General features: G+C 59.1%; 8 protein-coding genes. 3 read left to right on the top strand and 5 right to left on the bottom strand.

The window, feature by feature from the left end; genetic code table 11:
• Window positions 1-274 precede the first annotated feature (274 nt).
• Entirely contained in the window at window positions 275-994 is a 720-nt protein-coding gene (locus ACYZT2_RS26545) for a TraX family protein (protein WP_461973272.1), read from the bottom strand.
• A gap of 127 nt (window positions 995-1,121) precedes the next feature.
• Between ACYZT2_RS26545 and ACYZT2_RS26550 the strand changes: the two genes are divergently transcribed.
• The gene (locus ACYZT2_RS26550) at window positions 1,122-2,162 is read left to right on the top strand and encodes a threonine aldolase family protein (protein ID WP_461968659.1); all 1,041 of its coding nucleotides are present in this window, start codon (window positions 1,122-1,124) and stop codon (window positions 2,160-2,162) included.
• A 221-nt stretch (window positions 2,163-2,383) separates the two neighbouring features.
• Complete coding sequence (locus ACYZT2_RS26555; RefSeq protein ID WP_461968661.1) at window positions 2,384-3,208, top strand: SDR family oxidoreductase; 825 nt, start codon at window positions 2,384-2,386, stop codon at window positions 3,206-3,208.
• Window positions 3,209-3,328: 120 nt separating this feature from the next.
• On the opposite strand, the gene gbcB is transcribed toward ACYZT2_RS26555, so the two are convergent.
• Window positions 3,329-4,429 (bottom strand): glycine-betaine demethylase subunit GbcB, encoded by a 1,101-nt coding sequence (gbcB, locus tag ACYZT2_RS26560; RefSeq protein ID WP_461968663.1) that lies wholly within the window; start codon window positions 4,427-4,429, stop codon window positions 3,329-3,331.
• Between the two features lie 297 nt (window positions 4,430-4,726).
• Here gbcB and gbcA point away from each other — a divergent pair, with 297 nt between their 5' ends.
• Entirely contained in the window at window positions 4,727-6,022 is a 1,296-nt protein-coding gene (gene gbcA / locus ACYZT2_RS26565) for a glycine-betaine demethylase subunit GbcA (RefSeq protein WP_461968665.1), read from the top strand.
• A gap of 108 nt (window positions 6,023-6,130) precedes the next feature.
• Here the strand turns inward: gbcA and ACYZT2_RS26570 are convergent, their stop codons facing one another.
• From ACYZT2_RS26570 to ACYZT2_RS26580, 3 genes are all read right to left on the bottom strand, one after another.
• On the bottom strand, window positions 6,131-7,381 hold the full coding sequence (locus ACYZT2_RS26570; protein ID WP_461968667.1) for a metallophosphoesterase family protein: 1,251 nt from the start codon (window positions 7,379-7,381) through the stop codon (window positions 6,131-6,133).
• Window positions 7,382-7,407: 26 nt separating this feature from the next.
• The gene (locus ACYZT2_RS26575; protein ID WP_461973273.1) at window positions 7,408-7,650 is read right to left on the bottom strand and encodes a hypothetical protein; all 243 of its coding nucleotides are present in this window, start codon (window positions 7,648-7,650) and stop codon (window positions 7,408-7,410) included.
• A gap of 109 nt (window positions 7,651-7,759) precedes the next feature.
• Entirely contained in the window at window positions 7,760-11,218 is a 3,459-nt protein-coding gene (locus ACYZT2_RS26580) for an alpha/beta fold hydrolase (RefSeq protein WP_461968669.1), read from the bottom strand.
• Window positions 11,219-12,225 lie beyond the last annotated feature (1,007 nt).

Below are 12,225 nucleotides of genomic sequence, written 5' to 3' on the forward strand. Positions count from 1 at the left end.
CCAGCGGCATCTATGCGCCATTCGTCTCGGTAAGGCACTGGCGTTACGGCAGTGCCCTTTGGATGCGATGGTATGACCGGCTTCGAGTGGTCAAATGCCTATGGACGCCACGCAAAGGTGCGTTTACGACATGGGCCGAAAAGCCTGACCGGACACAATCTTCAAACCAGCAGAGATCCCCTGTGGGAGCGAGCCTGCTCGCGATGACGGTGACTCAGCAACATTGATGTCGCCTGACACTCCCTCATCGCGAGCAGGCTCGCTCCCACAGGGGTTAGGCGATGATCTGTCGCACTGCGAGCAGAAGTAGAAAATGCAGCGGATATAGGGCATACGCCCAGCGGCGCATTGGAGGCGGCGGTTGAAGTCGGCCGGCATGTCGCAGTAAAAGCAGGCCGGCCAGTGGCGCAATCAGACAAGTGGCGATGCCGAGGAGGGCTGCACGGTTGCCGAACCGGGCGGAGTGATACAGCACTTCCCATTGATTGGCCGCCAGGCAGACCAGCCCCGGCAGCAGGCTGAAATACCAGGGACGCTTGATCACCAGCAACATCGCCAGCGGCAACAACACGCCGAAGAAGCCGAACATCAGTCGCTCCGGGAACAGTGCTGCCAGCAACAAGGCACCCGCCGCCAATAGTCGCGATTGAAGCATGGGGCTCTGCCAGCCCACCGCGACCAACAGGCCCAGAACCAACGTGGGCAACACGTTTAAGGTATTGGGATCAGGAATGTACATCCGGTAGGGGATTTCGCTGACAGCGCTAAACAGCAACAACCAACCGAGGTAACGCCACCGGCCGTCGGTCGCAACTGCACGGACTCGCGACAGGTTCACCGCCATCGCCAGACAGAACCACGGGAACGCCAATCTGCCCGGCACGTACAGCAGATCGACGGAATAACCGACATATCGCAGGTGATCGAACACCATGCTCAGAAGCGCCAACCACTTGAGCAGGTCCAGCGCCCCATCCCGTTGAGTCATGTGCATAATTGCCCAAGGCGTTTGTATTTTTCTGATAGACACATCCCGTGTGCTCCCCGGACGATCTTCGGTAAAGTGCGCACCATCATTGACCAACGAAGCGCCACAAGCGCCTCGATCACGGAAGCAGGCCATGACCGATAAGAGCCAACAATTCGCCAGCGACAACTATTCCGGTATCTGCCCTGAAGCCTGGGCCGCCATGGAACAGGCCAACCACGGCCACCAGCGCGCTTATGGCGACGATGAGTGGACCGCACGCGCATCGGATCAATTCCGCAAACTGTTCGAAACCGACTGCGAAGTGTTCTTCGCCTTCAACGGCACCGCAGCCAACTCATTGGCCCTGTCGTCACTGTGCCAGAGTTACCACAGCGTGATCTGCTCGGAAACCGCCCACGTCGAAACCGACGAATGCGGTGCACCGGAATTCTTCTCCAACGGTTCCAAACTGCTCATCGCCCGCACCGAGAACGGCAAGCTGACGCCGGAATCGATCCGCGAAATCGCCCTCAAGCGCCAGGACATCCACTATCCCAAGCCCCGCGTTGTGACCCTGACCCAGGCCACCGAAGTCGGCAGCGTGTACACCCCGGAAGAAATCCGCGCCATCAGCGTCACCTGCAAAGAACTGGGCCTGAACCTGCACATGGACGGCGCACGCTTCTCCAATGCTTGCGCATTTCTTGGCTGCTCACCAGCAGACCTGACCTGGAAGGCCGGCGTTGACGTGCTGTGCTTCGGCGGCACGAAAAACGGCATGGCGGTGGGCGAAGCGATTCTGTTCTTCAACCACAAACTCGCCGAAGACTTCGATTACCGCTGCAAACAGGCCGGGCAACTGGCATCGAAGATGCGCTTCCTCTCGGCGCCATGGGTCGGGATCCTGGAAAACGACGCCTGGCTCAAATACGCCCGCCACGCCAACCACTGCGCGCAGCTGCTGGCCGAACTGGTGAGCGATATTCCGGGCGTCGAGCTGATGTTCCCGGTACAGGCCAACGGCGTATTCCTGCAACTGTCGGAACCGGCCATTGCCGCACTGACCGCCAAGGGCTGGCGCTTCTACACCTTCATCGGCAACGGCGGCGCACGGTTCATGTGCTCGTGGGACACCGAAGAAGAACGCGTGCTGGAACTGGCGGCGGATATTCGGGAAGTGATGCGCACCTGAAACAAACCCAAGGAGCTGTCGAGTGAAACGAGGCTGCGATCTTTTGATTTTCAGAATCAAGATCAAAAGATCGCAGCCTGCGGCAGCTCCTACAAAAACCTGCCCTGCCTCGCTTCAAAATCCCTTTCCTCGCCCCTGATCGCCCGCCTTGAAAGACTTCGTCTACATTGACTGGCGAGCCGTTTCGATCCGCATCGATAACAACAATCAGGAGCGTACGCATGTCACTACAAGGCAAAACCCTGTTCATCACCGGTGCCAGCCGTGGCATCGGGCGTGAGATTGCGCTGCGGGCAGCAAAGGATGGGGCCAACATCGTGATTGCCGCTAAAAGCGCCACCCCACACCCCAAACTGCCTGGCACCATCTTCAGCGTGGCGGCGGAAGTTGAAGCCGCGGGCGGCAAGGCGCTGGCCTTGCAGGTGGATGTGCGTGATGAAATTGCCGTGCGCCAAGCCATGGCCGACGCCTCTGAGCATTTCGGCGGCATTGATGCGCTGATCAACAATGCCGGAGCGATCAAGCTGACCGGGGTGCAACACATCGAACTCAAGCGCTTCGACCTGATGCATCAGATCAACACCCGCGCCGTGCTGCTGTGCAGTCAGGCTGCCCTGCCCTATTTGAAAAAATCCGCCGGGCACATTCTCAACCTGTCACCACCGCTGAACCTGGCCACCCAATGGTTCGCTCAGTACAGCCCCTACACGGTGACCAAATACGGCATGAGCATGCTGACCCTGGGCATGAGCGAGGAATTTGCCTCCTACGGCATCAGCGTCAATTCCCTGTGGCCGCAAACCATGATCGCCACTGCCGCCATCGAGTTTCAGCTGGGATCACGCGAGTCATTCAAGCATGCGCGCACGCCCGCGATTATGGCGGATGCCGCTTACGCGATTCTGAGCAGCAGTGGCCGCAGCATTACCGGGCGCTTGCTGATTGATGAGGAGATTCTGCGGGAGCATGGGGTGACCGAATTCGATCATTATCGCTTTGAGCCCGGCACCAAGGACAAGCTGATGCCAGATTTATTTGTGGACTGAAATACCAACTATTGTGGGAGCGAGCCTGCTCGCGATGAGGCCGGAACATTCAACATTGATGTTGACTGATCCACCGCTATCGCGAGCAGGCTCGCTCCCACATTAGATCTGCGGTGAGAATCAAAACTCGATCCGCACATCCCCCTTCGGCACGCTGCAGCACGACAGGATGAACCCTTCTGCCTCGTCTTCCTCGGTAATCCCGCCGTTGTGTTCCATTTCGACCTCGCCCCCCAGTTTCATCACCTTGCAGGTCCCGCAGATCCCCATCCCGCAAGCCTTCGGAATCAGCAGGCCAAGCTTGGCCGCCGCCGCATGCACGGTTTCGCCCGGCGCCACACGAATGCTCTTGCCGGACGCGGTGAATTCCACCTGATGCAGGTCGGCAACGTCGACCTCTGGTGCGTCTGCTGCGATTTCGGCTTGTTCCACCGCATCGGCACGGGCTTCCGGCGGCGTCGCGCCGAAGGATTCCTCGTGATAACGCGTCATGTCGAAGCCTGCGGCCTCGAGCATGCGCTTGACCGCGTTCATGTATGGGGTCGGGCCGCAGCAGAAGACTTCACGTTCAAGGAAGTCCGGCGCCATCAGTTCGAGCATCTTATGGTTCAGGTAACCGCGATATCCGGCCCACGGCTCGCCCAGACCATGCTTCTCGCAAATCAGGTGCAAGCTGAAGTTGTCGATCCGCGACGCCATGTGTTCCAGCTCGCGGTGATAAATGATGTCCTTGGGCGAACGGGCGCTGTGGATAAACACCATGTCGACGTTGCCGTTGGTGTCATAGAACCAGCGAGCCATCGACATAACGGGCGTGATGCCGACGCCACCGCTGAGGTACAGCACTTTCGGCGCGGTGAAATCCATGGCGTTGAACAGCCCGACCGGCCCGTGCACCGCCAGCTCCTGGCCTTCATGCAGGGTGTCGTGCAGCCAGTTGGACACCTTGCCCCCCGGCACGCGCTTAATGGTCACCGAAAAGCTGTACGGCACCGACGGCGAACTGGAAATAGTGTAGGAACGCATGATCGGCACGCCGTCGATTTCCAGCTCCAGGGTGACGAACTGCCCGGGCTTGAAAAAGAACAGGATTGGCTGGTCGGCCATAAAGCAGAAGGTGCGCACATCCCAGGTTTCCTGGATGACTTTGACGCAACGGACAATGTGTCGACCATTGGCCCAGGTCTGGGTGGTTACCGGGTTCAGGAAGCTGTTGGACATGCTGATCTCCACGGCCGACTGTCGGCCTTCATGTTGGCGATTCTGCGTATAGCGCAGCCCCTCCATTTACCTATCTGCGACATTCACATACTTATCGCGACCAGCCCCCAATTACCGGGGGTTGCGCGTCGGGAACAGATTGGGCCATGTCGCCCATGGATAAGGTTCTGGCGAGCGCCGGCCCCACACTCGCCCCATACCAAGACACATTCTTTACACCTTGCGTAGCAACCCTGAGCAGCACACCTGATTAGCCACTTTCGCCGGCCACACAGAATGGCCATGAGGATCAAATCGATGGACGTCACCGCAAAAATCAGCCTGGGCGATCCGCTGGAACCCGCACGCAAGGCCACCGCGCAGATGCTGCAAGAGCGCGAGCGCACTTTCTCGCTGCCGCAGCCGTTTTACTCTGACGAGCGGCTGTTTGATATCGACATGCAGGAAATCTTTCAGAAAGAGTGGTTGATCGCTGGCATGACCTGCGAAATCCCGACCAAGGGCAACTACCTGACCCTGCAAGTCGGCAAAAATCCGATCATCGTGATTCGTGGTGCCGACGGCGTGGTCCATGCGTTCCACAACGTCTGCCGTCACCGCGGTTCACGTCTGTGCACCAGTGAAAAAGGCAAAGTCGCCAAACTGGTCTGCCACTACCACCAGTGGACGTATGAGCTGGACGGTCGCCTGCTGTTCGCCGGCACCGAAATGGGCGCCGACTTCGACATGAAGCAGTACGGCTTGAAGCCGGTGAACGTGAAAACCGCTGGCGGTTACATCTTCATCAGCCTGTCGGAAAACCCACCGGCCATTGATGACTTCCTGTCGACGCTGAACCATTACATGGAACCGTACGACATGGAGAACACCAAGGTGGCGATCCAGACCACTTTGTTCGAAAAAGCCAACTGGAAACTGGTGCTGGAAAACAACCGCGAGTGCTACCACTGCAACGCATCGCACCCGGAACTGTTGAAAACTCTGCTGGAATGGGACGACGTCACCGACCCGCGTGCCGACCAGGCCTTCAAGGACCACGTCGCTGCTTCCGCCGCTGCCTGGGAAGCCGAGAAGATCCCTTACGCCCACGCCAGTTTCGGCCTGCGTAACCGCATCGTGCGCATGCCGCTGCTCAAAGGCACCGTATCGATGACGATCGACGGCAAGCAAGGCTGCAAAAAACTCATGGGCCGGATCCAGAACCCGGACCTGGGCTCGATGCGCATCCTGCACCTGCCGCACTCGTGGAACCACTGCATGGGCGACCACATCATCGTGTTCACCGTGTGGCCGATCAGCGCTCAGGAAACCATGGTCACCACCAAGTGGATCGTCCACAAGGACGCGGTCGAAGGCGTGGACTACGACGTGGAGCGCATGCGCCAGGTCTGGGATGCGACCAACGACCAGGACCGTCGCCTGGCCGAAGAAAACCAGCGCGGGATCAACTCCACCGCGTACCAGCCAGGGCCTTACTCCAAGACCTATGAATTTGGCGTGGTGAACTTTGTGGACTGGTACAGCGAGCGATTGCTGAACAACCTCGGGGCCGAGCCTGCGCCGTACCTCAAAGGCGTTCCGGTTCAAGGCTAAGAGCAAAAGCATCGCGAGCAGGCTCGCTCCCACACTGGATCTATATGCACTGAAGATCCCTTGTGGGAGCGAGCCTGCTCGCGATGACGGCCTACCCGTCACCACAAATCAATGGGCTGACGAAGACCACCGCACCGACCCATCCTCCCCAATAAACGTCTCTTCGATGTTCTCCCCCACCAGCCGCACTTTCACATAACCGTTCAACACCCGATCCGGGTACGCCTCATCCCGCGCATTTTGCGTTTCCGACCACAGCACCCGCGCATGCCCGTTCAGCTCGCTGGCATTGCCGTAGGGAATCGCCCCATGCCCCGCGCAACGCGCATGCAACCCGCCTTGCGCGGCGTAGCAGATGCCGTTGTGCAAATGCCCCCAGTACCAGTAATCCGGCTCGCGCCCCAGGGCATCGCACACCGGTTGATACAGCGCCGTCTTGTCATGCCCGGAAATGTCGAAGCCCTGGTGATGACTGAGCACCATGATTTTTTTGCGCTGAGGCAGCCCTTTCATCCAGTCGATCTGCTCCTTGTTCAGCGCACCGTCCATGTACAGGTTGATCGGATCCGAGGCATAAGCCGTGTCGAGGCCGATCACCAGCCAGTCATCGTTGTACAACGCGAAATAACTGGTGCCCTGCTGCGCCGGAAAACGCTTGGCCAATTCCTTGAAATAGCCATGGGCGCCGCTGTACATCTCGTGGTTGGAGTTGAGGGTGAACGAACCGTGCTTGCCCATGGGCCAGCCGACCATGTCGACGTCTTCCTGGGAGTGGGTGCCGGCGTAATACACGTCCCCCAGGTGAACGGTGAAATCGGCCTGGGCCAGTTGCATCTGATTGGCCACCGACACCGCCGGCGCATGGCTGTCGAACGGCCCGGTGCCCCAGTCGCCGGCGATGGCCAGGGTCACGTCACTGTCCATGCGCATCAGCGCCGGGTTGGTGGCGAACGGTGCGTGATGCCGCAGGTTCTCGATCCACTTGAGCAGCGCCTCGCTCCACAGCAGATCCAGCAGTTCCCATTTGCGACAACCGAGCAAGCTGCCGTCCTTCAGCACTCGGGTTTGCAGCTCATCTACCGATTGCGGCAAGGGGCTGGCATTGCCGATGTGCAGGATCGACAAGCCGTGGGACAACTCCCACGGCACACTCGGTTGATCGTCCGGCACATCGCCGTGCTTGAGCACGTATTGCGCCTGATCGTGACCCCGTTGCAACAGCGCGACGATGGCCTGGTACTCCTCGGGCTCAAGCTCGCTGACGAGCTTTTTCCAGGCCATTTCCAGGCGGGTGAACAAGCCGTGAAAGCGCAGCTTGACCTTGTCGTACTCGTGTTCCCAATGACTGACCAATGACATGTCGCGTTCCTCCATCCGTAGTGGAATCACAGGGTTTTCATGAACTCGATGAGCGCCCGCTTATCGAGTTCCGACAGTTGGGTCCCGTACAGGTGGCCGCCGTTGTGGTTGCCCTCCAGACGAGTGTCGTATTTGAAATCCGCCGAGGCCCCCACCAGCAGCATACCGGCGTTTTCCAGCCAAGGATCGGAGAGTTGTGGCGGCATCCCGAGCATCGAGGTCAGCAATGCCGGCGCGAACAGCGCCGGAATCGCGAAGACCATGTTCATCACAAGGAGCTGCCGCAAGCTGCGATCTTTTGATCTTGTTTTTTAAAAGCAAAGTCAAAAGATCGTCCGAACGCGGCCCGAGCCTTCGGCAGCTCCTACAGGGGTTGCGTCAACCCTGAGCGGTTTTCTCCAGGTGTTGCAGGATGATCGGGTACACATCGAGCACCGCATTCTTGCCGAACATGCAGTCGATATGCCCGTAACCCGGCACCACATGCCGGCTATAGCGCTCCGGCCCATGGGCTTTGCACACGCGTTCATAAGTCTTGAGCGTGCTTTCCGGCAGGTAGCACTGGTTGTCTTCGCCGCTGATGAAGCAGATCGGCATGGTCAGCCGGTCGAAGTGCGGCATGTAGACGTCCTGGCCCTTGAAGTCCACCAGATGGCCCTTGCGCAGGATCAGCGCCAAGTGCTCGAAGGTCTGCATGTTCGATTCGCCGAACAGCTCATGCAGGTTGTCATGCAGGGTCTCGTTGAGCGTGTCGTGGCGGTACAGCGACGCGTACATGAAGGTGATGCGATGGCACACTGGATTGGTGCAGTAACCTTGGGCCTCGATGCGGGCATACCCGTTTAGAGCCTTGTCGTAGAGCTTGTTGAACCAGCTCTCCTTGTTGTCGGCATACGCGGTGAGGGATTTGATGCCGATGGCGTCAAGCATCCCCGGAAGGTGCAGACCGGCCTTGAGCCCGGTTGCCGTGGCGACCACCGTATCCGCCGCGATCTGCGAACAGACCACCGAACGCACGCCCTGCAACCCGGCCAGCAACGACATGAAGAAAGTCGTCGCGCCGTAGCAATGCACCACGCATTGCACGTCCGCGGCCTTGGTTGCCTGCTGGATCTGCTCGATGGCAGCCTTGAAGTCGTACTGCGCAATCTGGTCGCCGTTCCATTCCTTCTTGCTCGCGGGCAACAGAATGCTCACCCGCAAATCCAGCAGCCAGACGTCGTACTCGTGCTTGCACAGGTACTCCAGCAGGTTGGTCGGGATGGTGTCGGTGGAGAAAATATTCGAGCCCACGCCCAAGCCATGCACCAGCATCACCGGCCCTTTGCTGCCGCCCTGATAGCGGGTCAAGCGTAGCTGCACGTTGTCTTCGGTCTGGAAGAACTGCACGCTCGGGATCGGCGCATCCAATGGGCGTTTCTGCCGCGGCGGTGCATCAGGATTGAAGTAGATGTCACCCGCGAATACGCCGCCGTAGCTCTCCCACAAAATGCCGGCGAAAAACTTGCCGAACCGCGCCAGCCCGTCGATGCGCTCGCGTTCGTTGCGCGCGTTCAGCACTTTCATGGTGGTCATCTGCTTGGCGAAATCGGCCGGCTGAATGTGCATCACCCCCGAACCAACCACCTCGCCGGTCTTGTCCGCCCCGCGATACAGCGTCACGTAGAGTGTGCTGGTGTCGTGCCAGACGTTCAGCACGCCGTTGTCTTCGGGCACCGTTTTGAACGCGCTGAAGTAATAGTCGCTGCCGTCCTCGGCGGTCAGTTTCATGTCGTAATTCATGTGCCGCACGCCGACTTGTTCCTGATACTCCTCGAACAGGTTGAACACGCCATTGCTGGCGGTCAGCGGTTCCGGCGACAGGCCCGGCGCATCGAGCGTGCCGACCAGCCTCGCGGCGTGTTGCGGCTCCTTGATCATGCGGTTGAGGTCATTGGCGGTGATGGTCAGGGTGAACTCGATCGGCGAGTTCTCCGACTCGCCGCGTGTGGCCGCCGCCTCGTAGAGTTTGAGATCGGTGCCTTGAGGCTGAGTGAAGTCTTTGGAGAAATAGCCCTTCATGGTTTCGGTGAACTGCACGCCGAGGGTCGGCGGCGCCACCTGTTTGCGCGGCGCCGAAGGCAGCGTGTAGTCGATGTGCCAACCGCGATCGGCCGCTAGCAGGCCCATGTTGCGCTCGCTCACGGCGGAGATGGTCAGCAGCGGATTGACCGCCAGGGAAGTCGGAATCACCGCGCCGTCGGTCACGTACAACCCGGCATAGACATTGGTGCCACTGGCGCTGCTGAATACCTGCCCTTTGTGGTTGACCACCCCCTGCTCCGCGTCCTCGCCCATCACGCAGCCACCCAACGGGTGGACGGAAACGATGCTGTGTTTGAGCAGCTCGGTCCAGATCGGGTTCTCGACCCAGATCCCGCCCAACGCCTTGGTGCTCTGGTGCAGACGCTCGTTACCGAGTTTGACGTTTTCCTGTTCGCCAACACCTGGCCAGTCGATGCGCAGCTGATCCTTGCTGTCGAGCACCATGCGCCCCTTGCCGTCATCGTGGCTCATGATCAGGTAGGTCTGCATGTTGTGCAGGGCGCCATGATACGGGCCGCGCAGGAAGCTTTCGGATTCGCGCGCCGCATACTTGAGCTTGCCACTGAAACTGTCATCGGTGGGTTTACCGATCAACCCGGCAAACGCGGCCATGCTTGGCACCATGGGCCGGCCGAGCGCGCCGGGAATCGAGCCTTCTTCGATGACCATGCGGCTGCGCCAGTCACCTTCGGTGCGCATGTCGATGATCGAGGTGATGCACGGGCCGACCGGTTTCATTTCATTGGCCGGATGCGCGCCGAAACCGATGCCGTTGATCGCTTGGTCGCAGTTGTGGCCGAAACCGAGAATGTCGCCATTGCCGCTCATGTTTTCACCGAGCTGACTGGACGTCGACAGACCTTTGTCTCGAGATCGCAGGAGGATTTCGGTGGAACCCAGAGTGCCGGCCGAAACCACGACGACATCAGCCTTGACGAATAGCGTCGGTGCCGAGAACTTCTCGCGGCCGCTGTCCAGGTATTGGAAATGCACTATCCAGCCGTCGCCGTCGGCGTCTCGCTCCAGGTGCCGCACCTCGGCCTGGCAGAAAATTTCCGCGCCGTGGTTCCAGGCATCCGGCAGGTAATTCATCAGCGTGGTGTTCTTGGCCTTGTTGTTACAGCCCGACACGCAGTCGCCACAGTGGTTGCACGGCAGTTGCTCGACGCCGACATGGTTGAGGTTGTTAGGCAGCTTGTCGAAGGTCACGTTGATCGGCGGCTTGTAGAAATGCGCCCCTTGCTTGAGGTAGTCCGCCGATTTCTTGTTGGCCTCCAGTTTCGACAGCGCCGGTGAAGTGCTTGGGTAGGGATTGGGCTTGAGCATCTCGCGGGCCCGTGCATAGCCTTCCTTGAGCAGCGTGTCGCGATGTTCACGCACCGCCAGCGGCCAGCGCGGGTCGTCGAACACGCCGGGCTCCGGCTCCAGGGCAACGTTGGCGTTGATCAGTGACGTGCCGCCCAAGCCGCAACCGACCACCACGTTCTGCTGGGCATTGACGTGCAGGTCGAACAGCCCGGTGCGCGAACCGATGTGCCCGTCCGGGTCATGGACTTGCAGCTCTTCGGTGGCCGCCAGCATCGTATTGGGGTATTCGCCGGGCTGGATTTCCCGGCCTCGCTCCAGCAGGCACACCCGTTTGCCGGCCCGGGACAGGCGCGACGCCGCGATCCCGCCGCCGTAGCCGGAGCCGATGACGATCACGTCGTAATGTTCCTTGATGTCACTGATGGGCGTGGCAATCCGTGTCATGGGTCATTTCCTCTCAGGCAGATGGGCAACTCTGTGGTTGCCTGCAATCGATAGACGAACAAACGCCTGGTCACCGGGCACGGTCGGGCCTCAATGGCAGCGGCGTCAGGGGATGGGGAAAGGCTTCAGGCGCTATAGACGAGCGCGCTGATTGGTGGCGCGACGGTGAATCCGTCTACGCAGCAAGGTGGCGGGTGTCGGTACACAGGTTATGCAGGGGCTGGGGTGCGAATGTGGCTGCGAGCGATGTGGCTGGCTATCCATCACGCGTTCTCCCTGAACCAGATGTGGATAAGTGACGGCTGTCCTTTGTGCCTGTGAGTGAAGACAGGCGACAGATCGAAGTCAAGGAAGTGCCTTAGAACTGTATGAAATCTGATCTATCGCGTTGCGGCCTATATGGGCCGTGGCTTGCAGGGTTCAACGAACAAGTTATCCACATCTTCACCCACAGCTAATGGGGACAACTGTGGATGAATGCCTAAATTTATTAACAAAAAGCGAAGAAAAACCGTGACTTATCGGGAAGCAGGGTTTTAGGCAGGCATTGATCGTTTTTTGATCAGAACTCTGTAGGGCACGGTTTATATGACGTGTAGAGGATGGCGAACACCTTATCCACAGAAGCGCCAACAGACTTTGGGGGCAACTTTGCAGGCTCTGTGGAAAACCGCTGAAAGCCGCGAGAATTCAGGGTTTGCGGAAGGATCAGGGGGAGAAAAGGGTCAATTGAGCATTATTTGATCAACTCACTGAAAGCCACGGTTTATATGGGCTGTAGCGGACAGCGAACATCTTATCCACAGAAGCGCCAACAGAGATTGGGGGCAAGTATCGGCTGGCGAGCAGAGTAGTTCTGTGGAAAAAGCTTGAAAAAACCGTGGCTTAGGCTGGTTGTTTTTTGTACGGAGGGCTGAAGGGCTTGATGGGCATGGGGTGTAGCGAGGCGCGAACATGTTATCCACAGAAGCGCTAACAGGGATTGTGGGTAACCACGGGGATTGTTG

The organism is Pseudomonas sp. MDT1-85 (assembly GCF_054898065.1).

Excerpts from the sequence above, each read along its gene's own strand:
- ACYZT2_RS26545 (WP_461973272.1), bottom strand. The coding sequence starts at position 994 with ATGCACATGACTCAACGGGATGGGGCGCTGGACCTGCTCAAGTGGTTG.
- ACYZT2_RS26550 (WP_461968659.1), top strand. The coding sequence starts at position 1,122 with ATGACCGATAAGAGCCAACAATTCGCCAGCGACAACTATTCCGGTATC.
- ACYZT2_RS26555 (WP_461968661.1), top strand. The coding sequence starts at position 2,384 with ATGTCACTACAAGGCAAAACCCTGTTCATCACCGGTGCCAGCCGTGGC.
- gbcB (WP_461968663.1), bottom strand. The coding sequence starts at position 4,429 with ATGTCCAACAGCTTCCTGAACCCGGTAACCACCCAGACCTGGGCCAAT.
- gbcA (WP_461968665.1), top strand. The coding sequence starts at position 4,727 with ATGGACGTCACCGCAAAAATCAGCCTGGGCGATCCGCTGGAACCCGCA.
- ACYZT2_RS26570 (WP_461968667.1), bottom strand. The coding sequence starts at position 7,381 with ATGTCATTGGTCAGTCATTGGGAACACGAGTACGACAAGGTCAAGCTG.
- ACYZT2_RS26575 (WP_461973273.1), bottom strand. The coding sequence starts at position 7,650 with ATGAACATGGTCTTCGCGATTCCGGCGCTGTTCGCGCCGGCATTGCTG.
- ACYZT2_RS26580 (WP_461968669.1), bottom strand. The coding sequence starts at position 11,218 with ATGACACGGATTGCCACGCCCATCAGTGACATCAAGGAACATTACGAC.